This window comes from Streptomyces dengpaensis, from assembly GCF_002946835.1.
GTDB lineage: Bacteria > Actinomycetota > Actinomycetes > Streptomycetales > Streptomycetaceae > Streptomyces > Streptomyces dengpaensis.
This window is the reverse complement of sequence record NZ_CP026652.1, coordinates 6,852,017-6,878,339: the sequence shown is the minus strand read 5'-3', so window position 1 is coordinate 6,878,339 and position 26,323 is coordinate 6,852,017. Positions and strand designations below refer to the sequence as shown.

Genomic DNA, 26,323 nt, shown 5'->3' with positions numbered 1-26,323 from the left:
GGCCGGCGGACGTACCCGAGCGGTGCTCGTTGCACACGGCGGAGAAATCTAGGGAGCTTGTCGCCCCGATATCAACCAACTCCTTGTCATTCGAGGCCAGTTCACCGTTACCGCGAGTATCGTCGATTTTCGGCCAGCCCATTCATCGGGTGATTTCCGGATTTGTCGACCTGTCGCTCTGGTGATCTGTGACTCACTTCACCGGGTCAACTTCCTTGGATTACCGATTAGTTGACGTTGAGTAAGCGATTCCGCCGGTCATCTCACCCTGCGCGTCGGATGGTTCGATTCCGTTCGCTCCCGAGCGTGACTCCGGCCACAGATCGCCCGTTGTCATCTTCATGAGCCGGGGACCCCCGGTTCATGGGCCGGGAGCCACCCGGCACACCACGCACCGCATCCCGAGGAGCCACCGTGCCGCGCATGCTCGACGTCAGCGACGACGTACGCGCCGAGATCGGCGACGAAGAAGCCGACCGGCTGCTCGCCGGAGAGAACGCCCCGGGCAGTTACGACTGCACGTCCTGCCGCACCCCGGGCGACTCGGAACAGGAGCGCACCAGCACCGTCCTGTTCATCGGCGACGAGACCGCTGTCCTCGCCTTCGCCCACGCCACCTGTCTGCCCTCCCAGGTCGTGCAGGTCACCGAGGAGCAACTGCAGGGCGCCGTCCGCTCGATCAGCCCCGACGGCGCGCCCGCCCAGGCCACCCCCGAGCAGGCCGTGCTCGGTGTCACCAGCGGACTCGTGCTGATCAACGGCGAGTTGCACCCGGCGCTCGTCGTCGAGCCGACCGGGCCGATCGTGCGGCCCGGCTCGACCGACGTCGGCGACGACTTCCTGCCCCTTCTCATCGAGCAGGGCTTCATGCCGGTGACCGAGCTCAACTCGGTGCCGCCGGTGCTGCACGGGTGGTCGGTGCTGCTCGCCATGGGCCAGCTGCACGCCGTGCTGCAGCCGGGCACCGGCGGGGGCCAGCCCGTCGCCTGGTGGCAGGCACACCAGGCCCTCCAGGTCGCCGAGAGCTGGCGGGCGGCGGCCAACAAGCACCAACAGGTGCTGCTGTTCGCGGCGCCGGTCGGCTCGATCGGGCGCCAGCCGCGTGAGGATCTGCTGCGCGACGCCCTGGACAAGGCGGCGGCCAACGGGAAGCTGGTGGCCAGCGCAATGCCGCTCGCCGGCACGTGAACGCTCCGCTGGGTGCTGCCGGGGGACTATGGGGCCGTTGTCGGCTACAAGTACGTCCTTGACCGCGGATGCTCCGTGACTGGTCGCGCCGCCCACGCGGCGGAGCCGCACATGTCACAGCCTCGCGCACTGACCGGGGCGCACCCCAGCCCGGGCGAAGTGCACCGCGCGCTCCTGCTCGGTTGGGAAAGCCGTGGTGGTGGCCGCATCCGTTGGGAGGCGGGGTCGTTGGCACATACGTGCACACCTACGACGCCCCCCGCCGTCGGCTCATCCAGCCGATCCCTCCCCCCAGCCCGCGACTCCGCTCAAGCAGGGAGGTGCCCCCCTCGCGATCGGCTCAGGAACCCCTGGACGGCCCCTCGGCCACGCCGATCTACGACGCGCTCTACGCCGAGTGGCTCAGATCCTTCAAGGCCCTGCCCGGCGACCGGCACGGCGAAGAGGATCTGGGCTTCACGGCGTTCGGGAGCCTCCCGCACGGTTCGAGCTCGTACAGCTCGCTCAACTCGCTGAGCTCGTACACCTCGTACAGCGCGGGTGCGCACTCCGCGCGCCAGAGTGGGGCGCAGCAGGGGCACACCACGACGGCGACCGCCATCTGGCAGATGAGCGGGCGGCAGCACAGCACCGGGATGCACCACATCCCGGCCGCGCTGCCGCCCGCGCCCCGCAGGGGGCTCTGAAGACAAGGGCGGAAGGCAACGGGTAAGGGGCGACTCCCCATGGGAGCCGCCCCTTACCCGTTGCCGCTGCTTCTTCCTCGCTGCTTCTTCCTCGCTACTTCTTCTTCGCGCCGCGCTTCTCGCGCACCCGCACCGAGATATGGATCGGCGTGCCCTCGAAGCCGAACTCCTCGCGCAGCCGGCGCTCGATGAAGCGCCGGTAGCCGTGCTCGATGAAGCCGGAGGCGAAGAGCACGAACCGCGGGGGCTTGGTGCCCGCCTGCGTACCGAAGAGGATGCGGGGCTGCTTGCCGCCGCGGATCGGGTGCGGGTGGGCGGCGACCAGTTCGCCGAGGAAGGCGTTCAGACGGCCGGTCGGAACACGGGTCTCCCAGCCCTCGATGGCCGTCTCGATCGCCGGGACGAGCTTCTCCATGTGCCGGCCCGTGCGCGCCGAGACGTTGACGCGCGGCGCCCATGCCACCTGGCCGAGCTCGGTCTCGATCTCGCGCTCCAGGTAGTAGCGGCGCTCCTCGTCGAGGGTGTCCCACTTGTTGACGGCGAGGACGATCGCGCGGCCCGCCTCGACGGCCATCGTGACGATGCGCTGGTCCTGCACGGAGATGCTCTCGGACGCGTCGATCAGGATGACCGCGACCTCGGCCTTCTCAACGGCGGCGGCCGTGCGCAGCGAGGCGTAGTAGTCGGCGCCCTGCTGGAGGTGGACGCGCTTGCGGATGCCCGCGGTGTCCACGAACTTCCAGGTGATACCGCCGAGTTCGATGAGCTCGTCGACCGGGTCGCGGGTGGTGCCCGCGAGCTCGTTGACGACCACGCGCTCCTCGTTCGCCACCTTGTTCAGCAGCGACGACTTGCCGACGTTCGGGCGGCCGATCAGGGCGATACGGCGCGGACCGCCGACCGCCGCGCCGAAGGTCTGCGCCGGCGCCTCGGGCAGCGCCTCCAGGACGGCGTCCAGCATGTCGCCCGTGCCGCGGCCGTGCAGCGCGGAGACGGGGTGCGGCTCGCCGAGGCCCAGGGACCAGAGGTACGCGGCGTCGGCCTCGCCGCTCGGGCCGTCGACCTTGTTGGCGCACAGCACCACGGGCTTGCCGGCCTTGCGCAGCAGGCGTACGACCGCCTCGTCGGTGTCCGTTGCGCCGACCTTGGCGTCGACGACGAAGACGACCGCGTCGGCCGCGTCGATCGCGTACTCGGCCTGCGCCGCCACGGACGCGTCGATGCCGAGGACGTCCTGCTCCCAGCCGCCGGTGTCGACGACCTTGAAGCGGCGGCCCGCCCACTCGGCCTCATAGGTCACGCGGTCGCGGGTGACGCCCGGCTTGTCCTCGACGACCGCCTCGCGACGGCCGATGATCCGGTTCACCAGGGTCGACTTGCCGACATTGGGGCGGCCGACGACGGCGAGCACGGGGATCGGACCATGGCCGGCCGCTTCGATGGCACCCTCGACATCCTCGATGTCGAAGCCCTCTTCGGCGGCGAGCTCCATGAACTCCGCGTACTCGGCATCGCCAAGCGCCCCGTGGTCGTGCTCTGCCGAACCCTCGGGCTGGATGTCGTCGTTCATGAAGTCCGTACCTCGTCGTTCATTCGTGGTGATCGGTGGACCGCCCGCATATCGGGTCATCCACTACTCAAGTGTCGCCTAGAGCCCGGTGGGGCGCCCGGCGTTTTCGCGGCGCCCGGCCGGACGCCTCAGCGCCCGGTCAGACGCCTGGCGTGGTCCAGGTGGGCGCTCAGCTGTTTCTGGATGCGCACGGTCGCCTCGTCCAGCGCCTTGCGCGTACGGCGCCCCGTGCCGTCGCCCGCCTCGAAGGGGTCGCCGAAGACGACGTCGACCCGGCTGCGCAGCGGGGGCAGCCCCTTGATCAGCCGGCCGCTCTTCCCGGAACTTCCCAGCACCGCCACCGGGACGATCGGCGCCCCGCTGCGTACGGCGAAGTACGCGAGCCCGGCGCGCAGCGAGGCGAAGTCGCCCTCGCCGCGCGTGCCCTCGGGGAAGATGCCCAGAACGCCGCCGTCGTCGAGGACACCCAGCGCCTGGGTGATGGCCGTACGGTCGGTGGTCGCGCGGTCCACCTTCAGCTGGCCGATGGCCAGCAGGAACGGGTCGAGCGGGCCGATGAACGCTTCCTTCTTGATCAGGAAGTGCGTCGGCCGGGGCGCCACGCCCATGACCATCGGCCCGTCGATGTTGTGCGAGTGGTTCACGGCCAGGATCGCCGGGCCGGTCGCGGGCACCTTCCAGGCGCCGAGCACGCGCGGCTTCCACAGCCCGTACATCAGGCCGACGCCGATGCGCCGCCCGACCTCGGCGCCCCTCTCCGACGGAGCCGACAGTGCGGTCACTTCGCGGCCCGCTTCTCCTCGACGAGGGTGACGACGCATTCGATGACCTGCTGGAGCGTCAGGTCGGAGGTGTCCACCTCGACCGCGTCGTCCGCCTTGGCGAGCGGCGAGGTCTTACGGTTGGAGTCGGCCGCGTCGCGCTTCAGCAGGGCCTCGCGCGTGGTGTGTATGTCCGCGCCCTTCAGCTCACCGCTGCGGCGGGCGGCACGCGCCTCCGGGGAGGCGGTGAGGAAGATCTTCAGGTCGGCGTCGGGCAGCACGGTGGTGCCGATGTCCCGGCCCTCGACGACCATCCCCTTCTCCGACGACGTGGCGAGCGAGCGCTGCAGCTCCGTGATCCGGGCACGCACCTCGGGCACCGCGCTGACCGCGCTCACCTTGGAGGTGACCTCCTGCGTACGGATCGGGCCCGCGACGTCGGTTCCGTCGACGATGATGGTCGGCGCGGACGGGTCGGTCCCGGAGACGATCTCGGGCTTCCCGGCCGCGGCGGCGATGGCGCTCGGGTCCGTGATGTCGATCCCGTTGCTCACCATCCACCACGTGATCGCCCGGTACTGGGCGCCCGTGTCCAGGTAGCTCAGCCCGAGCTGCGCTGCCACGGCCTTCGAGGTGCTCGACTTGCCCGTGCCGGAGGGGCCGTCGATGGCGACAATCACAGCCGGGGCGGTCCGGGCGGGGCCGTTTTCCACGGTGGGAACACCTTCCTGGTGCGGGGTGGAGGTTGATGCGGGACACGATCGAGCCCTGCACAAGGTTACTGGGTGCGCCAGGCGCGGAAATCCAGCCCCTCTGGCGTTCGAGATCCAGCCCCTCCGGCGTTTGAGGAGCGGGCGTCCAGGGGGCAGAGCCCCCCGGTACGGGACGGGCAGGGGCGGTGCCTACTGCCGCAACGCCCACCCCCGGTCCCGCAAGGCCGCACTCAGCACCGTCGCGGCCTTCGGCTCCACCATCAGCTGCACCAGACCCGCCTGCTGCCCGGTCGCGTGCTCGATGCGTACGTCCTCGATGTTGACCCCGACCATCCCCGCGTCCGCGAAGATACGGGCCAGCTGCCCCGGCTGGTCGTCGATGAGAACGGCCACGACCTCGTACGTACGCGGAGCGGAACCGTGCTTGCCGGGAACGCGCACCTGCCCCGCGTTGCCACGCCGCAGGACGTCCTCGATGCCGGTGGCACCCTCGCGCCGCTTGACGTCGTCGGAGGACTGCAGGGAGCGCAGGGCCCGCACGGTCTCGTCGAGGTCGGCGGAGACGTCCGCGAGGAGGTCGGCGACCGGACCCGGGTTCGCGGAGAGGATGTCGATCCACATCCTGGGGTCGGAGGCCGCGATGCGGGTCACGTCACGGATGCCCTGACCGCAGAGCCGTACCGCCGCCTCCTCCGCGTGCTCCAGACGCGCGGCGACCATGCTGGACACCAGATGCGGCATGTGCGAGACGAGCGCGACGGCCCGGTCGTGGGCGTCCGCGTCCATCACGACGGGCACGGCACGGCAGTGCGACACCAGCTCCAGGGCGAGGTTGAGGACCTCGGTGTCCGTGTCCCGGGTGGGCGTCAGGACCCAGGGGCGGCCCTCGAAGAGATCGCCGGAGGCGGCCAGGGGGCCCGACTTCTCGCGGCCGGACATGGGGTGCGTACCGATGTACGAGGAGAGGTCGAGGCCGAGCGCCTCCAGCTCGCGGCGCGGGCCGCCCTTGACGCTGGCGACGTCGAGGTACCCGCGTGCGACCCCGCGGCGCATGGCGTCCGCGAGGGTCACGGCCACGTGCGCGGGCGGGGCCGCCACGATCGCGAGGTCGACGGGCCCCTCGGGCGCCTCGTCCGTGCCGGCGCCGAGCGCGGCCGCCGTACGGGCCTGCTCCGGGTCGTGGTCGGCGAGATGGACGACGACGCCGCGCGCGGCGAGCGCGAGGGCAGCCGACGTACCGATCAGCCCGGTTCCGATGACGAGGGCGGTTCTCACTGGGCGATGTCCTTGCGGAGTGCGGCGGCGGCGCCCAGGTAGACGTGCACGATGTCGGTGCGCGGCCGGTCGGACTCGATGTGCGCGAGGACGCGTACGACACGGGGCATCGCGCCCTCGATGTCCAGTTCCTGCGCGCAGATCAGCGGTACGTCGACGATGCCGAGCTTGCGCGCGGCGGCCGCAGGGAAGTCGCTGTGCAGATCGGGCGTCGCCGTGAACCAGATGCTGATCAGGTCGTCCGTGGTGAGCCCGTTCCGCTCCAGGATGGCGGTGAGCAGCTCGCTGACCTGCTCGTCCATGTGCCCGGCCTCGTCCCGTTCCAGTTGGACGGCGCCCCGGACCGCTCGTACCGCCACGGTGATACTCCTCGCTGAGCTGATCTGCGTACTCGACTTGTCACACCAGCGTAGTCAGCCGGCAACGCGCGGGTGCGCGGCGCCCGCCTGACGAGACGGCCGCCGCGCACCGGGCACGGCTCAGAGGTTCTGTGCCCTGATGAGGTCTTCCAGTGAGGCGCCCGGCGGCAGCTCTCCGCTCGGGGTGAGTATGTCGACCACCTGGGGCAGGGACCGCGCGATCCGGTCCGAGGCTTCCCGCGGGCTGACCCCGGTCTGCGCCGCGACCTGCTGGAGGGTCTCGTCGGGCAGGGCCTGGGAGATCTGGTCGCCGCTCACCGGCTTGTTCTCGCCGGTTCCGCCACTTGTGGTGAGCGGACCCGCTGTGCGCCTCTGGACGCGCGGGCACGGGTCCGCTCTCATGGCAGGAGACTCGCCTCGGGGGGAGGCCCGTATGGCCCGCACGAAGCGTCCAGGACCCCTTCTCACGCTTCTCGCGGGACTGTTGCTCGGCCTGTTCATGCTGTCGCTCAACGCGACGACGGGGACGAAGAGCGCGGCCTCGTCCCAGGAGGAGTCGCCCGGCCCCACCACTGCGGCACCGAGCCCGACGCCCACGAAGGCGACGACGCCACCGGCCCCGTCGACCAGCGCGCCGGCCGACGCCGACTACGCGGGCCGTACCGACGACGACTCCGCGGCGGTCGCCGTCTCCGTGCGCGACGGCAAGGCGATCGCGTACTTCTGCGACGGGCGTGACCAGGAGTCGTGGCTCAAGGGCGGCGTCAAGGACGACGGCACCATGAAGCTCACCGGCAAGCACGGCGCGAAACTGAACGGCACGCTCGAGGAGGGCAGGCGCATCGGCGGCACCGTCGACCTGGGCGGGCAGCGCTATGGCTTCACCGCCGACAAGACGGTCAAGCCGTCGGGACTGTACCGGGCGACGGCCACCGTGCGGGGCGCCATGCTCGACGGCGGCTGGATCGTGCTGCCCGGCGGCGAGCAGGTCGGCATCCTCGACCGCGACGGAAAGCCCTCGGCGGCGCCCCGGATCGACCCGGAGACGGGCGCCGTGACGATCGACGGACAGACGCTCACCGCCTGGCCCGTCACTCCGTGACCCGTTCGTGGCCTCCTTCCTGACCGGAGAGCCGACATGACCGGGGAGCCGACATGACCAGGGAGCCGACATGACCAGGGAGCCGCCGACATGACCAGGGAGCCGATATGACCGTGGACCCGAACGCCGCCATCCAGGGCTTCCCCTCCCCCCAGCCCGCCCATCGCCGCCCCCACCCGGCCCGCTATCTCGTCCCGGCACTGGTCGCCGCGGCGGTCGCGGTCGCCCTCGGCGCCTACGGCAAGGTGCACGACCCGGCGGGGACCGCCTTCAACCTCGCCGGCTTCAGCAGCACGAGCGCCGTGAAGTCATGGCTGGCGACGGCGGCGTTCGCCTTCGCGCTCGTCCAGGTCGTCTCGGCGTTCATGGTGTACGGGAAGCTCCCGGGGCCGAGTTGGGCGCCGGTGCTGCACCGCTGGTCGGGGCGGATCGCCTTCCTGGTGGCGGTGCCGGTCGCGGTGCACTGTCTGTACGCGCTGGGCTATCAGACGTACGAGACGCGCGTCGTGTGGCACTCGCTCCTGGGGTGCTTCTTCTTCGGCGCGTTCAGCGCCAAGATGCTGCTGCTCCGCTCGGAGCGGCTCCCCGGCTGGTTGCTGCCGATCGTCGGCGGCCTCGTCTTCGCCGTCCTGACGGTCGTCTGGCTGACGTCCGCCCTCTGGTTCTTCCGCACCTTCGGAGTGACGACATGACCCTCGGAGTGACGACATGACCCACCGCTCGACGCGGCGCACGCTTCTTCTCGCGACAGGCGCGACGGGCGCGACGGCGTTCCTGGCGGGCTGCAGCGAGTACGACGACAACAACGGCCCGGCGGAGTCCGCCCCGCCCGCGAACGCGTCCGGCGGTCAGGAGCTGGCGAAGACGACCGACATCCCGGTCGGCGGCGGCACGGTCTTCAAGGACCAGAAGGTCGTGGTCACCCAGCCGAAGAAGGACGAGTTCAAGGCCTTCTCGGCGGTCTGCACCCATCAGGGCTGCACGGTGAGCGCGGTGTCGGACGGCACCATCAACTGCCCCTGCCACGGCAGCAAGTTCACGGTCGAGGACGGCGCGGTGGCCGACGGTCCGGCCACGCGTCCGCTGCCCGCCGAGAAGATCACGGTGGAGGGAAATTCGATCCGCCTGAGGTGAGGCGCCCCGTACGCTCCGGCACATGCACGCCGAGTCCGTCATACCTGAGTCGGTCGTACCCGAGTCCGTCGCGCCCGTGTACGGGTCGCCCGAGTCCCTGGTGCGCGACCACACGATCTACTCCTGCGTCATGGGCTCGCGCGCCTTCGGGCTGGCCACGGATGCCAGTGACACGGACCGCCGGGGCGTGTTCCTCGCCCCCACCCCGCTGTTCTGGCGTTTCGAGAAGCCGCCGACGCATGTGGAGGGCCCGGCGGAGGAGCAGTTCAGCTGGGAGCTGGAGCGCTTCTGCACCCTCGCGCTGCGCGCCAACCCGAACATCCTGGAGTGCCTGCACTCCCCCCTCGTCGAGTACACCGACGACACGGGCCGCGAACTCCTCGCCCTCCGCGAGGCGTTACTCTCCCGCCAGGCGCACACCACCTTCGCCCGCTACGCGTTGGGCCAGCGCAAGAAGCTGGAAGCCGACGTCCGCTGGACGCCCCGCAGGTCCACGTCCGAGTCACGCGAGGGGAAGCCGTACAGGTGCGCTCCGGACACGGTGGCGAACAGCACGGGGTCGGGTTGTTCCGCGACCACGGCTTCGAGGTCGATGTCGAGGACGTCGTACATCCCTCAAGCGTCCCAGAGCGCCCCCAGTGACATCAGGTCGCCCTGGTACTCGATGCGGTCGGCCCAGGAGGTCGGCCAGGCGTCCGAGCCGTGGTGGGCGCCCGCGAAGGCGCCGGTGAGGCAGGCTATGGAGTCGGAGTCGCCGGAGGTGCAGGCGGCGCGGCGTACGGCGGTGAGGGGTTCGTCGACGAAGAGCAGGAAGCAGAGGAGGCCGGTGGCGAGGGCCTCCTCCGCGATCCAGCCCCCGCCGGTGGCGAGGCAGGGGTCGGTCTCCGGCGAGACGGTGCGCACGGCGTGCCGGAGGTGGTCCAGGGCGTCCAGGCACTCGTCCCAGCCGCGGGCGATGAAGGCCTCCGGCGTGGGGTCCTCGCTGAAGGTCCACAGGTCGCCGAGCCAGCGGGAGTGGTAGCGATGCCGGTTCTCGTAGGCGTACGACCGCAGCCGGCCGACGAGCCCCATCGGCTCGACGCCCTGGGTGAGCAGCCAGATCGCGTGCGCGGTGAGGTCGGCCGCGGCGAGTGCCGTGGGGTGTCCGTGGGTGAGCGCGGCCTGGAACTGCGCGGCGCCCGAGCGCTGTTCGTCGCTCAGCCCCCGTACGAGCCCCACGGGCGCCACGCGCATGTTGGCGCCGCAGCCCTTGGAACCGATCTGGCTGGCCTCCTGCCAGCGGCGCTTCTCGTTCTTCAGGAGGTTGCAGGCGACGAGGCAGGTGCGGCCGGGCGCGCGGTTGTTGTCGGGCGACTGGTACCAGTTCACGAACTCCTCGCGCACCGGCCGCTCCATCCGCAGCGGGCCGAGCAGTCCGCGGTCCATGGCTGTGCGCAGCCCCCGCGCCAGCGCCAGCGTCATCTGCGTGTCGTCGGTGACTTTCGCGGGCCTGGGCAGGGCCATCTGCCGCCAGGGGCCGCACTTGTCGAGGATCGCCGGTACGGAGTTGAACTCGGTCGGGTACCCGAGCGCGTCGCCGATGGCCAGGCCGAGGAGGGATCCGGTGGCGGCGCGCTTCGCGAGGGTCGTGGTGGTCATCATCAGGGCCGTCCTTCCGAAGTGGGACGCAGCAGGGGTGGGTGCAGGGCTTTGGCACCGCCCGCCCGGTAGAGCGCGGCGGGTTTGCCGCGGCCTCCGGTCAGGCGCGCGGCACCGGGGATCCGTTCGACGAAGCCCGGCGTGGCGAGGACCTTGCGCCGGAAGTTGGGCCGGTCGAGGGCGGTGCCCCACACGGTCTCGTAGACCTGCTGCAGCTCTCCGAGAGTGAACTCGGGCGGGCAGAAGGACGTGGCGAGACAGGTGTATTCGAGCTTGGCGCCGACGCGTTCGTGCGCGTCGGCGAGGATCCGGTCGTGGTCGAAGGCGAGCGGACCGAGCGCGTTGTACCGCAGCCACTGGGCCTGCGCCGCGTCACCGCCGCCACGCGGCTCGGGAGCGTCCGGGAGCAGTGCGGCGTACGCGACGGAGACGACCCGCATCCTGGGGTCGCGCTCGGGTTCGCTGTACGTGCGCAGCTGCTCGAGGTGGAGTCCGGAGACGTCCGACAGGCCGGTCTCCTCGGCGAGTTCGCGCCGGGCCGCCGTCTCCGCGGACTCGTGCGGCAGCACGAAGCCGCCCGGCAGTGCCCAGCGGCCCGCGTACGGCTCCTGTCCGCGCTCGACGAGCAGTACCTGGAGCACACCCGCGCGGACCGTCAGGACGGCGAGGTCGACGGTGACGGCGAAAGGCTCGAACGCGTACTTGTCGTAGCCCTCAGGTACCCTGCCGCCCGGCGCGCGGCCGTCCCGTGCGAGCACGCTCACCCACCCCCTCTTCGTGAGACGCATTCACCGTCACCTTTATAGTCAACCTGACCACAGTAGTCAGTTCGACTATAAAGGCGTGAGCGGGCGTCAACAAGCCCTTCGGAGGGGCCGCCATAAAACGAATCGGCCGGTCCCGGATGACTTCCCAGAACCGGCCGTCGTACGAAAGCCCGGAGGCCTAGAGACCGACCTCGGTCATCAGCATCCCGACCTCGGTGTTCGACAGGCGGCGCAGCCAGCCCGACTTCTGGTCGCCGAGGGTGATCGGGCCGAAGGCGACGCGCACGAGCTTCTCGACCGGGAAGCCGGCCTCGGCGAGCATGCGGCGCACGATGTGCTTGCGGCCCTCGTGCAGGGTCACCTCGACGAGGTAGTTCTTGCCGGTCTGCTCGACGACGCGGAAGTGGTCCGCGCGCGCGTAGCCGTCCTCCAGCTGGATGCCGTCCTTTAGCTGCTTGCCCAGGTCACGCGGGATGGGGCCCACGATGTGCGCGAGGTAGGTCTTCTTCACGCCGTACTTGGGGTGGGTCAGCCGGTGGGCCAGCTCACCGTGGTTGGTGAGCAGGATGACACCCTCGGTCTCGGTGTCGAGCCGGCCGACGTGGAAGAGCCGCGTCTCGCGGTTGGTGACGTAGTCGCCGAGGCACTGGCGGCCGTCGGGGTCCTCCATCGTCGAGACGACACCGGCGGGCTTGTTCAGCGAGAAGAACTGGTACGACTGCGTCGCGACCGTCAGCCCGTCGACCTTGATCTCGTCCTTCTCCGGGTCGACGCGCAGACCCTGCTCCAGGACGATCTCGCCGTTCACCTCGACACGCGCCTGCTCGACCAGCTCCTCGCAGGAACGCCGCGAACCGTAGCCCGCGCGCGCGAGCACCTTCTGCAGGCGCTCGCCCTCCTGCTCGGCGCCCGGGAAGGTCTTGGGCAACTTGACGTCCTTCTTGTCCGCGTACCGCTCCCGGTTCCGCTCCTCGGCGCGCGTGTCGTACTCACGGGAGCTCGCCGGAGCCGTACGGCCGCCGCGCTGCTGGCCCTGCTTGGGGCCGCCCTTGGCGCCGCCCCGCGCGGCGCCGCCGCGCCCGGACTTCGGGCCGTCCGGCGAGGCCCCGGGGCCCACGTCGTAGCGGCGCTCCTCGGGACGGGGCTTGCTGGGACGTCCCTGCCCTTGCTTCTGGTCCCTGCTGTTGCCGGCACCGCGGTAGTTACCGCGCCCACCGCTCTTGCCGCTACCGCTACCGCTGCCGCTGCTTCGCATCAAAGTTCCGTCTAGTCGTCTGCGTCGTCTGTCCCCGGAGCGTCAGGTGCGTCCGGATCGAACGACGGAACCCCTTCCTGCGTCTCGGCCTCGATCGCGTCCGCCTCGGGGAGGAAGGGCGCGAGCTCCGGGAGCTCGTCCAGGCCGCGCAGGCCCATTCGCTCCAGAAAGTAGTTCGTCGTCCTGTACAGGATCGCACCTGTTTCGGGTTCCGCGCCCGCCTCCTCGACCAGACCCCGCTGCAACAGGGTGCGCATCACACCGTCACAGTTCACTCCGCGGACCGCCGAGACCCGGGAACGGCTGACCGGCTGGCGGTACGCGACGACGGCCAGGGTCTCCAGAGCGGCCTGGGTGAGCCGGGCCTGCTGCCCGTCCAGGACAAAGCGTTCGACGGCCGCCGCGTACTCGGGGCGGGTGTAGAAGCGCCAGCCGCCCGCGATGAGCCGCAGTTCGAAGCCACGGCCCTGGACGGTGTATTCGTCGGCCAGCTCGCGCAGGGCGTCCGCGATCTGCCGCCTGGGCCGCTCCAGGATCTTCGCGAGGTGCTCCTCGGTCGCGGGTTCGTCCACGACCATCAGGACGGCCTCCAGGGCGGGCTTGAGATCGAGGTCGGCGACGGTGCGCGGCCCTGCCGCGATCTCGGTGGTCTCCTCGCTCATGCCTTCTCCTCCTTCTTGGGCTCCTCGGGTTGCTCGGGCGGCCGGTCGAACTCGTCGGTGACCACGGGCTGGGTCTCCCCCTCCCCGCCGGTCCAGCGCACGATCAGGTCACCGAGCGCGGTCTCCTGGCCGAGGGCCACGGCCTTCTCCCGGTAGAGCTCCAGGAGGGCCAGGAACCGCGCTACGACGGTGAGGGTGTCGTCGGTGTCCTCGACGAGCGTGCGGAAGCTGGCCTCCCCGAGCTCCCGCAGCCGCGCGACCACGATCTGGGCCTGCTCCTGCACGCTGACCAGCGGGGCGTGAATGTGGTCGACGTACACCTGCGGCTTCGGCTTGGGCTGCATCGCCTTCACGGCGAGCTTCGCGAACCCCTGCGCCCCGATGCTGATGACCACCTCGGGCAGCAGCTCGGCGTGATGGGCTTCGAGCCCGACGGTACGGGGGTAGCGGCGGGCCTCCTCGTCGAGCCGCGCGTTGAAGATGTCCGCGATCTGCTTGTACGCCCGGTACTGGAGCAGCCGCGCGAACAGCAGGTCCCGCGCCTCCAGCAGGGCCAGGTCGGCCTCGTCCTCGACCTCGGCGGCGGGCAGCAGCCGCGCGGCCTTGAGGTCCAGCAGCGTGGCCGCGACGACGAGGAACTCCGTCGTCTGATCGAGGTCCCAGTCCGGCCCCATCGCCCTGATGTGCGCCATGAACTCGTCGGTGACCTTGGACAGGGCCACTTCCGTGACGTCCAGCTTGTGCTTGGAGATCAGCTGAAGCAGCAGGTCGAAGGGCCCTTCGAAGTTCGAGAGCCGCACCTTGAAGACACCGTCACGGGATTCGGCAGGCGCTTCGGGACCGGCAGGAGCGGGCTCCGCAGGCGCTTCAGGCTCCGCAGGTGCTTCAGGCTCCGCGGCGGGGGGCTCCTCGGCAGCTCCGCCGGCATCGTGCCCACGGTCCGCAGACGAAGAACCGGCCTCGGCCGAAGACTCGCTCTCCGCCGCAGGCGGCTCGGGCTCCGCCGCAGGCGGCTCAGGCTCCGCCACAGGCGGCTCAGGCTCCGCCACAGGCGGCAGGACCTCGGCCGGCGGCTCAGCCGGAGGTACGGCCGGAGCTGCGACCGGCGGCTCAACAGGCACCGGCCCCGCCCCCGGCCCCCGGCCCAGCGCACGCCGTCGACCGGCGGACGCACCGGCGGAGCCACCGGCGGAGACAGGGACGTTGTTCGAGGTCATAGCCGTCGCAGGCTACCGCTACCGCCCGCGGAGCCGGCGTACGAGGATGCTCGCGTCCCCGCGGGATTCAAGATCGGCAAGCACCACGGCGACCGCCTCGCGGACGATCCGCCCCCGGTCGACGGCGAGCCCGTGCTCACCGCGGAGCACCAGCCGGGCGTGCTCGAGGTCCATGAGCTCCTCGGCGGACACGTACACCGTGATCTTCTCGTCGTGCCGCTCCCGCCCGCTGGGCCGACGGTTGGCGGCACGGCCGCGCTTGGCCCGGGAGGGCTGCCCGGCGGCAGAACCTTCCTGCGTCGCCTGGCGTCGCCCGGAACGCTCCGGAGCCGCCCCCCGGCTGCGGGACTCCCCCGCGTCGGACGACTCGGCGTCGGCCGCGACGTGTTCGTCGCCCTCGCCGTCGCCGCCCTGGACGGGCACCGACTGGGGTGCGTCCTCCCCGGCGGCCGCCGCGTCGCTCTCGCCCGCCGGAGCCGGCACCCGGGCCTCACCGTTGGTCCGGCGTGAGGGCGTGGACGCCTGGAGCGCCATTCCCCCGGTGGTACGGAACAGTTCGTCGGCCCCCGGCAGACTCACTCGGCGTGACACCGGGCGAGCACCTCCCTGGCGAGCTGGCGATAGGCGGCGGCACCGACGGAGTTGGAGGCGTACGTGGTGATCGGCTCACCGGCGACGGTGGTCTCCGGGAAGCGGACGGTCCGGCCGATCACCGTGTGGTAGACGTGATCGTCGAATGCCTCGACCACGCGCGCGAGCACCTCACGGCTGTGCACGGTGCGGGAGTCGTACATCGTGGCGAGGATGCCGTCGAGCTCCAGCTCCGGGTTGAGCCGCTCCTGGACCTTCTCGATGGTCTCGGTGAGCAACGCGACGCCGCGGAGGGCGAAGAACTCGCACTCGAGCGGCACGATCACCTTGTGAGCCGCCGTCAGGGCGTTGACGGTGAGCAGGCCGAGCGAGGGCTGACAGTCGATCACGATGAAGTCGTAGTCGGCCATCAGCGGCTTCAGGGCGCGCTGCAGCGTGGACTCGCGGGCGACCTCGCTGACCAACTGCACTTCGGCGGCGGACAGGTCGATGTTGCTGGGCAGCAGGTCCATGTTCGGAACCGCCGTTTTCAGGAGCACCTCGTCGGCCGCCATGCCCCGCTCCATGAGCAGGTTGTAGACGGTGAGGTCGAGCTCCATGGGGTTGACGCCGAGGCCGACCGAGAGCGCGCCCTGCGGGTCGAAGTCGACGAGCAGGACCCGGCGTCCGTACTCCGCGAGCGCGGCGCCCAGATTGATGGTCGACGTGGTCTTGCCGACGCCGCCCTTCTGGTTGCACATCGCGATGATCTTCGCGGGGCCGTGGTCGGTCAGCGGGCCCGGGATCGGGAAGTACGGCAGCGGGCGGCCCGTCGGGCCGATGCGCTCACGGCGCTGGCGGGCCGCGTCGGGCGCGAGCGTGGCCGCGTACTCCGGATCGGGCTCGTACTCGGCGTCGGGGTCGTAGAAGTGCCCCTCGGGCAGTTCGTCGTAGTCGGCGAAGTGGGTGTGGTTCTCGCCACTTCCGTTGCCGGCCATGGCGTTCACGTGATGGCCATCCATGCTCTGGTGTGCTGTCTGAGTCATCCGGGGACTCTGGTGGGCTGCGAAGGTTCGGACAGCGACGGAGCCGACAGCCTGGAGCCCCGTGGGGCCCTGGCCCCGCGCCGGCATTCCTGGTTGACCACCCCCGGGAGTAAATGTCGACTCATTCACAAGTCGTCTTACCTCCTTGGTGACCAGGAAACTTCTAGATAGGTCAGCGTGGCACCATGCCGACGGTTGGCGACTCTATGGCGTGTCACCGGTCCGCAGCAACACAATCCGCCGGACCCGACCCGATGTGTCGGCAACCGAACATCCCCCTGTCAAGGGCGTAAGACCGTCGCACAGCAGGTTTCACTGGTGTACGAATCGGTTGAAGAGTTACGTTCGCGGCGAGTTGAACGAGCGTCGCAAAGTGACCCGACACACATCCGGCCGGACCTTGTCGGGCAAGATCCGGCCGGGTGCGCGGTGTTGACGATCCGTAATGGGGGTCCCCCCGATCGAGCGAAGCCGAGATTGGGGGGAGTATCGCCTTTTGTCATCACGGAATCGACCGGAAAGTCGACTCCGGACGTCGCCGGAGGCTCAGCCGAGCAGGGTCTCGAGCTCCACGCTCTCCAGCCCGTGCGCCTCGGCGACTTCCTTGTAAACGACCTTGCCGTCATGGGTGTTGAGGCCCTTGGCCAGCGCGGCGTCACGGCGCAGCGCCTCGGCCCAGCCGTTGTTGGCCAGCGACACGATGTACGGCAGCGTGGCGTTCGTCAGCGCGTACGTCGAGGTGTTGGGCACCGCGCCGGGCATGTTGGCGACGCAGTAGAAGACCGAGTTGTGGACCCGGAAGGTCGGCTCGGCGTGGGTGGTCGGACGCGAGTCCTCGAAGCAGCCACCCTGGTCGATCGCGATGTCGACAAGGACACTTCCCGGCTTCATCCGCGAGACGAGCTCGTTGGTGACCAGCATCGGGGCCTTGGCGCCCGGGATGAGCACGGCACCGATGACGAGGTCGGCCTCGAGGCAGGCCTTCTCCAGCTCGAAGGCGTTGGAGACGACGGTCTGGATCTTCGAACCGAAGGTTTTGTCCGCCTCCTTCAACTTGTTGATGTCCTTGTCGAGCAGGGTCACCTGGAAGCCCATGCCGATGGCGATCTGCGCGGCGTTCCAGCCGGAGACGCCGGCGCCGATGACGACGGCCTTGGCGGGCAGCACGCCCGGGACACCGCCCGGCAGGACGCCGCGGCCGCCGGCCGGGGCCATCAGGTGGTAGGCGCCGACCTGCGGGGCGAGCCGGCCCGCGACCTCGGACATCGGGGCGAGCAGCGGCAGCGCGCGGCTGGGCAGCTCGACCGTCTCGTACGCGATCGCCGTGGTGCCGGACTCCAGGAGGGCGTCCGTGCACTCCTTGGAGGCGGCCAGGTGCAGGTAGGTGAAGAGCGTCTGGTCCTTGCGGAGCCGGTGGTACTCCTCCGCGATGGGCTCCTTGACCTTCAGCAGCAGGTCGGCGGTGGCCCACACCTCGTCGGCGGTGTCCAGGATCTGGGCGCCGGCGGCGACGTACTCGCCGTCGGGGATCGACGAGCCGAGGCCGGCGCCGCGCTCGATGACGACCTGGTGACCGTTGCGCACCAGCTCGTTCACGCCGGCGGGGGTGATGGCCACCCGGAACTCGTTGTTCTTGACCTCGCGGGGGATACCGACCTTCACGTCGATCACGGTCCTTGACTCAGAGGGTTCTGGGGCTATGCGTGCCGGGGCGATGCGAGCCAGGGCAATGCATGTCATACCCGACGCACGGGAGCACAGCGGGAGACACCACGAAAGAACGCGGCGGAGCCAGTCTAATGAAGGGATTCTCTCTGTCCAGCCTTTCAATGCATCAATCTTCAGCAGATGCACTGCGGATTTCGCAGGCGTTAGCGCCTTGTTCCATGGCTGCTGCGCCCTCCGGGAGCTCATCTCCCAGCATGCGCTCCGCCGCCCCGCGATGCAGCCGGGCGGTGGCCGGGTCGCCGAGCCGCTCCAGGGTGTCGGCCAGCCTGAGCTGCAGCGCGGCCTGCAGCCGTACGTCCTCGGCGCGGCGCGCCCACTCGACCGCCTCCTGGCAGGTGGCCAGCGACTCCTCGGGGCGCCCGGCGTACTCCTGGACGCGCGCCAGCTCGCTCAAAGCCCGCGCCTGGGCGGCCACATCGCCGTTCCTGCGGTGCCCGGTGACGGCGGCGCGCCAGTTGCGCAGCGCCTCGCCGTAGCGGCCGGCGTAGGTGTGCGCGGTGGCGATACGGCCGTACAGCCGGGCGGCGTCCACGCGCTCGTCGCGGGCGAGCCGCTGGGCGAGCGCCCTGCCGTACCAGTCGGCGGCCCGGTCGTAGTCCCCCAGCTCCTGGTGGGCGCCGCCCACGGATTCCATCGCGCGGCCGGTCGCATACGAATCGTCCGCCTCGCGTCCGGCGTCCAGAGCGGCCCGGTAGCGGGCCAGCGCTTCCGTCGTACGGCCGGTCTGCGCGTCCAGGTCGGCGAGGTTCAGCAGGGCCGCGGCCTTCTCGCGGGGCAGGTTCCGGCGCTCGGCGACGTCCAGGACGAGCCGGTGGATGCCGTACAGCTCGGGCGCCGCGGCCTGCGTACCCACGTGCGCGACCATCGCCCTCACCAGCGCGGCCATCAGGCGCCGGGCCAGGGTGTCCAGCTCGCCGTCGGCGACCGCGAGCCGGGCGGCGGCCAGCAGCGCGGGCTGCCGGATGCGCAGCCAGTCGGCGGCCGCCCGCGGGGTGGGGAAGCGCAGGGCGCGGGGCATCCCGGCGAGCTTCTCGCGGGCGGGCGAGCTGTCGGTCTCGGTGATGGCGCGGCAGGACACCAGCAGCCGTACGGTCCGCTCCAGCATCCGGGCGCGGGCCAGTTGCAGCTCGGCCGGGCGGTCGTGGTTCTCGGCGAGCTCGCGCAGCAGCGGCAGCAGACAGCCGGGCACCTCGTACTGCGGCAGCGGGGAGGCGACGGCCCGTACGAAGCCGAGCCCGGTGAGGTCGTCCAGGGTGGTGCGCGCCGCACCCACGGAGCAGCCGGCCAGCGCCGACGCGGTGTGCGGGTCGACGAGACCGGCGGGGGCCAGGGAGAGCAGGCGCAGTATCCGCGCGGGGGCGCTGGGGAGCGCGGCGTAGGCGAGCCGGAAGGCGCGGACCAGTGGCGTGCCCTCCGCGGCGTCGGTGCGCAGCTGCTTGGCGAGGTCGGCGACGGCCGACTGCGGGCGGGCCGCGAGCCAGCCGCCGGCCAGGATGAGGGCGGCGGGCTGCCCCGCGCACAGTTCGACCAGGCCTTCGGCGGCACGCGGGTCGACGGTGATGCGCACCGAGCCGGTGAAGCGGTCGAGGAGTTCCAGGGCGGACTTGGTGTCCAAGCCGCCCAGGGTGCACGGGCGCACGTCCGCGATCCCGGTGAGCGGCCCGCCGGAGACGGCGACGACCAGGCACTCCGGTGTGTCGGGCAGCAGGGCGTCGACCTGCTCGGCGTCGGCCGCGTCGTCGAGCAGGAGCAGCGCGCGGCGGGTGGCGAGGGCCTCGCGCACCGCCTCGCTCAGATCGTCGTCCGCGGCCCCGGGCGGTGTGGGCCGCCCCAGGGCGGTGAGCAGTTCCCGTGCGGTGCGTTCGGTGGGCACCCGAGTGCCGTCGGACTCGGTGAGCCGGGCGCGCAGCACACCGTCGGGGTAACGCTCGGCAACCTGCCGTACGAGCTCTTCGGCGAGCGCGGTGCGGCCCGAGCCGGGCTTGCCCGCGATGAGCAGCACGCGCGCGCGTGGCGCCTTTCGCCCGGAGAGGGTGTCCAGGCCCGCTCGCTCGATGTCGGCCCGGAGTTCCTTCAACTCTCGTGTACGGCCGAGGAACTGACTGTCCGTGGGAGCGAGGGGACGCCCGTTTCCCGACACCTTGGTGCCGCCGCTGTCCACCGCCTGATCCGTCACGGGCCACGCTCCCGTCCCACCGCACGCGCAAGCCCGCCGGGACTCCGGTTCGGGCGTTTCCAGAGCCTAGTTCACGCTCTGCGACGATCCGGGCGGAGCGCGGCGGACACGTCCCCCGATCGGATCAGGCGATCGTAGGACCGGCGGTGTCGGAACGACGTCAGTGGCCTGTCAGAGGTGCGTCAGACCAGAGGTGCGCCGGACGAAAGGCGCATCGGACCGGAAGCGTGTGCCGCGTCAGACCTCGAAGGGCCGCGCGGGCCACGGCGCCTCTGCCGGGCGCAGCGCGTCGAGGCCGTCGCCCTGCCGCGCCGCCAGCAGCGAGAGGACGCCGACAGCCAGGCAGTTGTTGTGCAGGTCACCGGCGAGAACACCGCTCACGAGGTCGTCGACGGGGACCCTGGCCACCTCCATGTCGGCCTCTTCGTCTTCGACCTCGAAGCGCTGCCCCTCGGCTTCGGAGAGATCGCGGGCCAGGAAAATCCGCACAGCCTCGTCGCAGCCGCCGGGCGTCGGGAAGACATCGGTCAGTACGCGCCAGTTCTCGGCTTTGACGTGCGCCTCCTCGTAGAGCTCGCGCTGGGCGGCGTGCAGCGGGTTCTCACCCGGGATGTCGAGCAGGCCCGCGGGGATTTCCCAGAGCTTGTGGCGTACGGGGTGACGGTACTGGCGGATCACCAGCACGCGGCCCTCGTCGTCGAGGGCGAGGACGGCCACGGAGCCGGGGTGGACCTGGTAGTCGCGGCGGACGACCCGTCCGTCGGGCATGACCACGTCGTCGGTGCGCACCGAGGTCTTGTTGCCCTTGAAGGGGATCTCGGTCGCCCGGACCTCCCACTCCTCGGCGGTGTCCTTGATCGTCATGGCCTGTCCTCCCACACGTGCAAAAGAAACCGGTCCGGTGACGGAACCGGGGCGCCCACCTCGTAAGACGCGCACCCCGGCCACCGTACAACCCGTGCGTCACTTGCCTGTCTTGCGCTCCACGGCAGCCTTGACCAGACCCGCGAACAGCGGGTGCGGGCGGGTCGGACGCGAGCGCAGCTCGGGGTGCGCCTGGGTCGCGACCAGGTAGGGGTGGACGTCGCGCGGGTACTCGACGTACTCGACGAGCTTGCCGTCCGGGGAGGTACCGGAGAACTGCAGACCGGCCTTCTTCTCCAGCTCGGCGCGGTAGGCGTTGTTCACCTCGTAGCGGTGGCGGTGACGCTCCTCGACGTACTCCTTGCCGTCGTACACCTCGCGCACGATCGAGCCGTCGGCGAGCTTGGCCGGATACATACCAAGGCGCATGGTGCCGCCCATGTCACCTTCGCCCGCCACGATGTCGAGCTGCTCGGCCATGGTGGAGATGACCGGGTGCGCGGTGGCGGAGTCGAACTCGGTGGAGTTGGCGTCCGGGATGTCGGCCAAGTTGCGGGCGGCCTCGATCACGATGCACTGCAGGCCGAGGCAGAGGCCGAGCAGCGGGATCTTGTTCTCGCGGGCGTACTGGATGGCGCCGACCTTGCCGGAGACACCGCGGTCGCCGAAGCCGCCGGGGATGCAGATCGCGTCGACGTCGCCGAGCTGCTTGGCGGCGCCCGCCGGGGTCTTGCAGTCGTCCGAGGTGACCCACTTGATCTTCACGCGGGCCTTGTTGGCGAAGCCGCCGGCGCGCAGCGCCTCGGTGACCGAGAGGTAGGCGTCGGGCAGGTCGATGTACTTGCCGACGAGCGCCATGGTGATCTCGTGGTCCGGGTTGTGGACGCGGTCGAGCAGGTCGTCCCAGGTCGTCCAGTCCACGTCGCGGAAGGGCAGGTCGAGCTTGCGCACGACGTACGCGTCGAGGCCCTCGGTGTGCACGACCTTCGGGATGTCGTAGATCGAGCGGGCGTCGGGGCAGGCGACCACGGCGGCCTCGTCGACGTCGCACATCAGCGAGATCTTGCGCTTGATCGCGGTCGGGACCTCGCGGTCGCAGCGCAGCACGATCGCATCTGGCTGAATACCGATGTTGCGAAGGGCCGCGACCGAGTGCTGGGTCGGCTTCGTCTTCAGCTCTCCCGAGGGGCCGATGTACGGCAGGAGCGAGATGTGAACGACGAAGACGTTGTCACGGCCGACCTCGTGCCGGACCTGGCGGACGGTCTCCAGGAACGGCAGCGACTCGATGTCACCGACGGTGCCGCCGACCTCGGTGATCACGACGTCGACCTCGTCCGTCGCCATGCGGCGGATGCGATGCTTGATTTCATTGGTGATGTGCGGGATGACCTGAACGGTGTCGCCCAGGTACTCGCCGCGTCGCTCCTTGGCGATGACCGTCGAGTAGACCTGACCTGTGGTGACGTTGGCGGAGCCGTCCAGGTCACGGTCGAGGAAGCGCTCGTAGTGGCCGATGTCCAGGTCGGTCTCGGCGCCGTCGTTGGTGACGAACACCTCACCGTGCTGGAACGGGTTCATGGTGCCCGGGTCGACGTTCAGGTACGGGTCGAGCTTCTGCATCACGACGCGCAGACCCCGTGCCTTGAGCAGCATGCCCAGGCTGGAGGCCGTCAGGCCCTTGCCGAGTGAGGAGGCGACACCCCCGGTGACGAAGATGTGCTTGGTCGTCGTGGCTGTGCTATTTCGAAAAACAGCGGGCGGCATGGCCAAGAGGGGGCTCCCGTGGTCGCGGTCTGGGTGCGTGCCGGCATGGTGTCCGGAGATTCCGGAGGTGCCGTCGCTGCGGTTCGGGGGTTTCTTGCCCACCGGTCCACGGGCTACCAGGGTATCAGCGCCCGGACGAGGCCGCTTCCGGCCACGCTCCGCACACACGTCGGCACAGTCCCAGCACAGCCGGGGGGTACGGCGGCCATCCCGTGATCATCCGCTCACTCGATCGGCGCAGCCGGGTTGGCGGGAGCGGCACGCGTATCTTCCAGGTGCGTCGTATCCTGCTCGGACACTCGCTGCCGAGCGCGGCCGGCACACGGCACCATCCCCGCCCGTACCCCGGAACCAACAGAGCTCGTCAGTTCGTTTCGCAACGACAATCGCACCACCATCAATGTGTCGCAGCGGCGCACCACCACCGTTTCGCAACACCACACCTTCCGCAACACAACCCTTCCCCACTATCAACGTTCCCCTGACCGCAAGAGCAACCGCCCCTCGGGGGCGACGTGGCCGTTCGACTGGAGATGCACGTGGCCGGGCGCATCGAGGACTACGCACTCATCGGAGACATGCAGACAGCTGCGCTGGTCTGCAGGGACGGCACAGTCGACTGGCTGTGCCTGCCCCGCTTCGACTCACATGCCATCTTCGCGGGGCTGCTCGGCACGGAAGAACACGGATTCTGGCGGCTCGGCCCCGCGTACGCGGCCGACGCCGAACCCCCGACGGCGGCACGTCGCCGGTACCGCGGTGACTCTCTGATCCTCGAATCCGAGTGGGACACCCCGCGCGGCACGGTCCGCGTGATCGACTTCATGCCCCCGCGCGACGGCGCGCCTCAGCTGATCCGGATCGTCGAGGGCATCACGGGCCGGGTGCCGATGCGCTCCGCGCTGCGGATGCGTTTCTCGTACGGGCGCGTGGTGCCCTGGGTGCACAAGCACGAGGGCCGGACGGTCGCCGTCGCCGGGCCCGACTCGGTGTGGTTCGACACCGCCTGCGAGACGTACGGCGAGCATCTGACCACGTACGCCGACTTCACGGTGGCGCCCGGTGACCGGATCGCGTTCACCGTCTCGTGGGAGCCCTCGCACAAGGAGCCGCCCGGGCTGCCCGAGCCGGAGCAGTCCCTGGAGGCCACCGAGGAGTTCTGGCGCGACTGGGTCGAGCACTGCACGTACCACGGGCCCTACCGCGAGGCCGTCGTCCGCTCGCTGATCACGCTGAAGGCCCTGACGTACGCGCCCACGGGCGGCATCGTCGCGGCGCCCACCACCTCGCTCCCGGAGGAGATCGGCGGCGTACGCAACTGGGACTACCGCTACACCTGGCTGCGCGACGCGGCGATCACCCTCTCCTCGCTCCTGCGCACCGGCTACCGCGAGGAGGCGCGCGCCTGGCGCGAGTGGCTGCTGCGCGCGGTCGCGGGGGACCCGGAGAACCTGCAGATCATGTACGGCATCGCGGGTGAACGGGAGTTGGGCGAGGCGGAGCTCGACTGGCTCCCCGGATACGAGCATTCGAGTCCCGTACGGGTCGGGAACGGCGCGGCGCACCAGCTCCAGCTGGACGTGTACGGCGAGGTCACCGAGGCCCTGCACCTGGCACATATGACGGGTCTGTCCCGCAATGACTACGCCTCGCTCCTCCAGCTGAAGCTGATCCGCTATCTGGCGGACCACTGGGACCAGCCGGACGAGGGCATCTGGGAAGTGCGAGGTCCGCGTCGGCACTTCGTGCACTCCAAGGTGATGGCCTGGGTCGCCGTCGACCGCACCATCAAGCTGATCGAGTCCGGTGACGCGGACGGTCCGCTGGAGAAGTGGCGCGAACTGCGCGACGAGATCCACCGGGACGTGTGCGAGAAGGGCTACGACAAGGAGCGCAACACGTTCACGCAGTACTACGGCTCCAAGGAGCTGGACGCCTCGCTGCTCCTGATCCCGCAGGTGGGCTTCCTGCCGCCGGACGACAAGCGCGTGATCGGCACGATCGAGGCGATCCAGCGCGAGCTGTCCACCCCGGACGGCTTCATCCTGCGCTACCCGACCACCGGTGCGGACGCGGGCGTGGACGGCCTGGAGGGCGACGAGGGCGCCTTCCTCGCCTGCTCGTTCTGGATGGCGGACGACCTCGCGATGATCGGCCGCGTGGACGAGGCCCGCAAGCTCTTCGAGAAGCTCCTGGCGCTCAGGAACGACCTCGGTCTGCTCGCCGAGGAGTGGGACCCGCGCCTGCAGCGACAGGTCGGGAACTTCCCGCAGGCGTTCAGCCACGTCCCGCTGATCGACACGGCCCTGCGCCTGACGGCTTCGGGCGCGTACGGCGGCTGAACGGGAACATGGTCTCTGCGGCCGCTTCGCCGCTGAGGCAGCGGATGACGGACCTGGAGCGGGAGCTCGATCACCGGCTGCTCGAGCGTGACGCACACCGCGTCGCGCTCGCGCCCGCGTGAACGATATGGCGCCAAGAAGTCCCATGGGCGCCGGCCCGCAGCGCCATACACCTCACTGCGCTCAGGAGTGACTGCGGGCGGTCCCGGAAGGCTGATGGCGGCGCGTCAGCGCGGGGCAAGCTCGCCCGAGTGGACAGCACGCATGGCGCGCTCGACAGTCTCCTGGTTTTCGCCGACCGGAGCCACGTAATCGATGACGTCGCGCGCGGCGTCCTCCCCGAGCGTTCGGGTGATCACCCATGTGGCGAGATACTGGGACGCCAGGCAACCGCCCGCTGTGGCGATGTTCCCCTCGGCGTGGAACGGCGCGTCCAGCACGGTGACGTTGCGGGCTTCGACAAAGGGCCGGCTCTTCCTGTCCGTGCAGGCCGGCATGCCATCCAGCAGCCCGAGCCGGGCGAGCACCAGCGCGCCGGAGCACTGCGCACCGATCAGCTGCCGCGAAGGGTCGAGCCGCAGCCGGGAGATCAGCCGGTCGTCGGCGACCACGTCTCGCGCCTTCACGCCGCTACCGATCAGCACGACCTCGGCTTCGGTCACGAACTCCATCGGGCGCTGTCCTGTCACCTCGACGCCGTTCATCGACGTGACCACCGGCGTCGGTGTCGTAATGAAGGCTTCCAAGCCGTCCTTACGGCATCGGTTGATCAGCGCGGAAGCGATGAAACTGTCGAGCTCGTTGAACCCGTCGAAGGTGACTACGGCTACCTGCATCACAACTCCTTCAAGTACGGCATCAGATGAGCAGTCTCCCCCGGTGCGCCGTTCCGGCGCGAGAGCCGATCACTGACCCATCTCGCTTGCTTTTTGCAAGTGGTTCGACCAGCTTGACTGTCGCACTTGTAAAAAGCAAGCGAGATGACGCCATGCACGGCGTCACCCGTTTCAGGGACTTCAGCAAGAGCATCGGCCTCGCCACCAACATCCTGACCCACGACCTGGCTCAGCGGGGGTTCACCAGCGAGGGGCACCTTCGGCAAGCTGAAGATCGCCCCTGCCGAAGGAGAAGTTCTCGTTCGGTACCGGAATCAATGCGACGAATATGTCGTCGGGGGAGATACCGAGCGCCTCGACGACCAGCTTGTTGAGGGCCGCGGTCACTGCCCGCTTGTCCTCCAGGGGCCGGTGAGCCCCGAGGAGCACCGTGATGATCATGGCGTCGCTGCTGCGCCGCATGCCCATGAACGTCGGATCCAGGAACAGTTCGCTCTCGCCGTGTTCGCTGATCATGATGAAGCGGTCACCCTCGGGAATGCCGAGTGCCTGTACCAGTGACTGGTTGAGGGCATCGGCGAGTGCGCGCTTCTGTTCGGGCGAGAAACGGTTGGCCGGTACGTGGGCGTTGAAAACAGGCACGGGAATGCTCCTCCATCAGGGGTGG

The 26,323-nt window shown here is 70.0% G+C and carries 25 protein-coding genes and 2 pseudogenes; 7 read left to right on the top strand and 20 right to left on the bottom strand.

Annotated elements, in window-relative coordinates:
* Positions 1–414 precede the first annotated feature (414 nt).
* Both C4B68_RS31725 and C4B68_RS31720 read left to right on the top strand, forming a co-directional pair.
* Complete coding sequence (locus C4B68_RS31725) at positions 415–1,188, top strand: hypothetical protein (protein WP_099502969.1); 774 nt, start codon at positions 415–417, stop codon at positions 1,186–1,188.
* A 239-nt stretch (positions 1,189–1,427) separates the two neighbouring features.
* Positions 1,428–1,874, top strand: a complete 447-nt coding sequence (locus C4B68_RS31720; RefSeq protein ID WP_373682239.1) for a hypothetical protein — start codon at positions 1,428–1,430, stop codon at positions 1,872–1,874.
* A 94-nt stretch (positions 1,875–1,968) separates the two neighbouring features.
* Here C4B68_RS31720 and der read toward each other — a convergent pair whose 3' ends face one another.
* The 6 genes from der to C4B68_RS31690 all read right to left on the bottom strand — a co-directional run bounded on the left by der (position 1,969) and on the right by C4B68_RS31690 (position 6,954).
* Positions 1,969–3,444: a ribosome biogenesis GTPase Der gene (gene der / locus C4B68_RS31715; RefSeq protein ID WP_099502967.1), complete on the bottom strand. Its 1,476-nt coding sequence runs from the start codon at positions 3,442–3,444 to the stop codon at positions 1,969–1,971.
* Between the two features lie 128 nt (positions 3,445–3,572).
* Entirely contained in the window at positions 3,573–4,265 is a 693-nt protein-coding gene (locus tag C4B68_RS31710) for a lysophospholipid acyltransferase family protein (RefSeq protein ID WP_099502966.1), read from the bottom strand.
* The gene (cmk, locus tag C4B68_RS31705; RefSeq protein ID WP_099502964.1) at positions 4,223–4,918 is read right to left on the bottom strand and encodes a (d)CMP kinase; all 696 of its coding nucleotides are present in this window, start codon (positions 4,916–4,918) and stop codon (positions 4,223–4,225) included. The genes C4B68_RS31710 and cmk overlap by 43 nt, the downstream gene beginning before the upstream one ends.
* A gap of 189 nt (positions 4,919–5,107) precedes the next feature.
* Positions 5,108–6,193, bottom strand: a complete 1,086-nt coding sequence (locus tag C4B68_RS31700) for a prephenate dehydrogenase (RefSeq protein WP_099502962.1) — start codon at positions 6,191–6,193, stop codon at positions 5,108–5,110.
* Entirely contained in the window at positions 6,190–6,552 is a 363-nt protein-coding gene (gene aroH, locus C4B68_RS31695) for a chorismate mutase (protein ID WP_099502960.1), read from the bottom strand. The genes C4B68_RS31700 and aroH overlap by 4 nt, the downstream gene beginning before the upstream one ends.
* 120 nt (positions 6,553–6,672) lie before the next feature.
* A complete protein-coding gene (locus C4B68_RS31690; RefSeq protein ID WP_180289302.1) occupies positions 6,673–6,954 on the bottom strand; it encodes a YidB family protein in 282 nt (93 codons plus the stop codon).
* A 31-nt stretch (positions 6,955–6,985) separates the two neighbouring features.
* Here C4B68_RS31690 and C4B68_RS31685 point away from each other — a divergent pair, with 31 nt between their 5' ends.
* The 4 genes and pseudogenes from C4B68_RS31685 to C4B68_RS31670 all read left to right on the top strand — a co-directional run.
* Positions 6,986–7,654, top strand: coding sequence for a hypothetical protein (locus C4B68_RS31685; protein ID WP_099502958.1), 669 nt, complete (start codon positions 6,986–6,988; stop codon positions 7,652–7,654).
* Between the two features lie 107 nt (positions 7,655–7,761).
* On the top strand, positions 7,762–8,346 hold the full coding sequence (locus C4B68_RS31680; RefSeq protein WP_099502956.1) for a DUF6529 family protein: 585 nt from the start codon (positions 7,762–7,764) through the stop codon (positions 8,344–8,346).
* Positions 8,347–8,362: 16 nt separating this feature from the next.
* Positions 8,363–8,788 carry a Rieske (2Fe-2S) protein gene (locus C4B68_RS31675; RefSeq protein ID WP_099502954.1) on the top strand — a complete coding sequence of 142 codons (426 nt, stop codon included), beginning with the start codon at positions 8,363–8,365 and terminating at the stop codon, positions 8,786–8,788.
* 130 nt (positions 8,789–8,918) lie between these two features.
* Positions 8,919–9,263 (top strand): annotated as a pseudogene (locus tag C4B68_RS31670) (nucleotidyltransferase domain-containing protein); the annotation flags it as partial.
* On the opposite strand, the pseudogene C4B68_RS31665 reads toward C4B68_RS31670, so the two are convergent.
* The 12 genes and pseudogenes from C4B68_RS31665 to C4B68_RS31610 form a co-directional block, all read right to left on the bottom strand.
* Positions 9,239–9,400, bottom strand: a pseudogene (locus tag C4B68_RS31665) (DNA polymerase beta superfamily protein); the annotation flags it as partial. The pseudogenes C4B68_RS31670 and C4B68_RS31665 sit on opposite strands and share 25 nt — an antisense overlap.
* A gap of 3 nt (positions 9,401–9,403) precedes the next feature.
* The gene (locus C4B68_RS31660) at positions 9,404–10,426 is read right to left on the bottom strand and encodes an ADP-ribosylglycohydrolase family protein (RefSeq protein ID WP_099503166.1); all 1,023 of its coding nucleotides are present in this window, start codon (positions 10,424–10,426) and stop codon (positions 9,404–9,406) included.
* A 2-nt stretch (positions 10,427–10,428) separates the two neighbouring features.
* On the bottom strand, positions 10,429–11,214 hold the full coding sequence (locus C4B68_RS31655; RefSeq protein ID WP_240634539.1) for an NUDIX hydrolase: 786 nt from the start codon (positions 11,212–11,214) through the stop codon (positions 10,429–10,431).
* Between the two features lie 157 nt (positions 11,215–11,371).
* Positions 11,372–12,448: a pseudouridine synthase gene (locus tag C4B68_RS31650; RefSeq protein ID WP_099502952.1), complete on the bottom strand. Its 1,077-nt coding sequence runs from the start codon at positions 12,446–12,448 to the stop codon at positions 11,372–11,374.
* An 11-nt stretch (positions 12,449–12,459) separates the two neighbouring features.
* On the bottom strand, positions 12,460–13,110 hold the full coding sequence (scpB, locus tag C4B68_RS31645) for an SMC-Scp complex subunit ScpB (protein ID WP_099502951.1): 651 nt from the start codon (positions 13,108–13,110) through the stop codon (positions 12,460–12,462).
* On the bottom strand, positions 13,107–14,327 hold the full coding sequence (locus tag C4B68_RS31640) for a segregation and condensation protein A (RefSeq protein WP_099502949.1): 1,221 nt from the start codon (positions 14,325–14,327) through the stop codon (positions 13,107–13,109). The genes scpB and C4B68_RS31640 overlap by 4 nt, the downstream gene beginning before the upstream one ends.
* Positions 14,328–14,345: 18 nt before the next feature.
* Positions 14,346–14,918: a hypothetical protein gene (locus C4B68_RS31635; protein WP_099502947.1), complete on the bottom strand. Its 573-nt coding sequence runs from the start codon at positions 14,916–14,918 to the stop codon at positions 14,346–14,348.
* Entirely contained in the window at positions 14,903–16,030 is a 1,128-nt protein-coding gene (locus tag C4B68_RS31630) for a ParA family protein (RefSeq protein WP_099502945.1), read from the bottom strand. Before C4B68_RS31630 ends, C4B68_RS31635 begins: the two co-directional genes overlap by 16 nt.
* A gap of 459 nt (positions 16,031–16,489) precedes the next feature.
* Entirely contained in the window at positions 16,490–17,614 is a 1,125-nt protein-coding gene (gene ald, locus C4B68_RS31625; RefSeq protein ID WP_099502943.1) for an alanine dehydrogenase, read from the bottom strand.
* 163 nt (positions 17,615–17,777) lie between these two features.
* Positions 17,778–19,847 (bottom strand): tetratricopeptide repeat protein, encoded by a 2,070-nt coding sequence (locus tag C4B68_RS31620; RefSeq protein WP_099502941.1) that lies wholly within the window; start codon positions 19,845–19,847, stop codon positions 17,778–17,780.
* Between the two features lie 237 nt (positions 19,848–20,084).
* Positions 20,085–20,711, bottom strand: a complete 627-nt coding sequence (locus tag C4B68_RS31615) for an NUDIX domain-containing protein (RefSeq protein ID WP_099502939.1) — start codon at positions 20,709–20,711, stop codon at positions 20,085–20,087.
* 99 nt (positions 20,712–20,810) lie between these two features.
* Entirely contained in the window at positions 20,811–22,478 is a 1,668-nt protein-coding gene (locus C4B68_RS31610; RefSeq protein ID WP_099502938.1) for a CTP synthase, read from the bottom strand.
* 539 nt (positions 22,479–23,017) lie between these two features.
* Between C4B68_RS31610 and C4B68_RS31605 the strand changes: the two genes are divergently transcribed.
* Positions 23,018–24,820, top strand: a complete 1,803-nt coding sequence (locus C4B68_RS31605; RefSeq protein WP_099503162.1) for a glycoside hydrolase family 15 protein — start codon at positions 23,018–23,020, stop codon at positions 24,818–24,820.
* A gap of 227 nt (positions 24,821–25,047) precedes the next feature.
* Here the strand turns inward: C4B68_RS31605 and C4B68_RS31600 are convergent, their stop codons facing one another.
* Both C4B68_RS31600 and C4B68_RS31595 read right to left on the bottom strand, forming a co-directional pair.
* The gene (locus tag C4B68_RS31600) at positions 25,048–25,656 is read right to left on the bottom strand and encodes a DJ-1/PfpI family protein (RefSeq protein ID WP_099502936.1); all 609 of its coding nucleotides are present in this window, start codon (positions 25,654–25,656) and stop codon (positions 25,048–25,050) included.
* A gap of 240 nt (positions 25,657–25,896) precedes the next feature.
* A complete protein-coding gene (locus C4B68_RS31595) occupies positions 25,897–26,298 on the bottom strand; it encodes a tautomerase family protein (protein WP_099502935.1) in 402 nt (133 codons plus the stop codon).
* Positions 26,299–26,323: the final 25 nt, after the last annotated feature.

Bases quoted from the DNA above. Each gene is read 5' to 3' on its own strand.
- C4B68_RS31640 (WP_099502949.1), bottom strand. From the start codon at position 14,327: ATGACCTCGAACAACGTCCCTGTCTCCGCCGGTGGCTCCGCCGGTGCG.
- C4B68_RS31650 (WP_099502952.1), bottom strand. From the start codon at position 12,448: ATGCGAAGCAGCGGCAGCGGTAGCGGTAGCGGCAAGAGCGGTGGGCGC.
- C4B68_RS31630 (WP_099502945.1), bottom strand. From the start codon at position 16,030: ATGCCGGCGCGGGGCCAGGGCCCCACGGGGCTCCAGGCTGTCGGCTCC.
- C4B68_RS31690 (WP_180289302.1), bottom strand. From the start codon at position 6,954: ATGAGAGCGGACCCGTGCCCGCGCGTCCAGAGGCGCACAGCGGGTCCG.
- C4B68_RS31680 (WP_099502956.1), top strand. From the start codon at position 7,762: ATGACCGTGGACCCGAACGCCGCCATCCAGGGCTTCCCCTCCCCCCAG.
- C4B68_RS31660 (WP_099503166.1), bottom strand. From the start codon at position 10,426: ATGACCACCACGACCCTCGCGAAGCGCGCCGCCACCGGATCCCTCCTC.
- C4B68_RS31610 (WP_099502938.1), bottom strand. From the start codon at position 22,478: ATGCCGCCCGCTGTTTTTCGAAATAGCACAGCCACGACGACCAAGCAC.
- C4B68_RS31600 (WP_099502936.1), bottom strand. From the start codon at position 25,656: ATGCAGGTAGCCGTAGTCACCTTCGACGGGTTCAACGAGCTCGACAGT.
- C4B68_RS31615 (WP_099502939.1), bottom strand. From the start codon at position 20,711: ATGACGATCAAGGACACCGCCGAGGAGTGGGAGGTCCGGGCGACCGAG.
- C4B68_RS31710 (WP_099502966.1), bottom strand. From the start codon at position 4,265: ATGCGTCGTCACCCTCGTCGAGGAGAAGCGGGCCGCGAAGTGACCGCA.
- C4B68_RS31675 (WP_099502954.1), top strand. From the start codon at position 8,363: ATGACCCACCGCTCGACGCGGCGCACGCTTCTTCTCGCGACAGGCGCG.
- scpB (WP_099502951.1), bottom strand. From the start codon at position 13,110: ATGAGCGAGGAGACCACCGAGATCGCGGCAGGGCCGCGCACCGTCGCC.
- C4B68_RS31655 (WP_240634539.1), bottom strand. From the start codon at position 11,214: ATGCGTCTCACGAAGAGGGGGTGGGTGAGCGTGCTCGCACGGGACGGC.
- der (WP_099502967.1), bottom strand. From the start codon at position 3,444: ATGAACGACGACATCCAGCCCGAGGGTTCGGCAGAGCACGACCACGGG.
- C4B68_RS31685 (WP_099502958.1), top strand. From the start codon at position 6,986: ATGGCCCGCACGAAGCGTCCAGGACCCCTTCTCACGCTTCTCGCGGGA.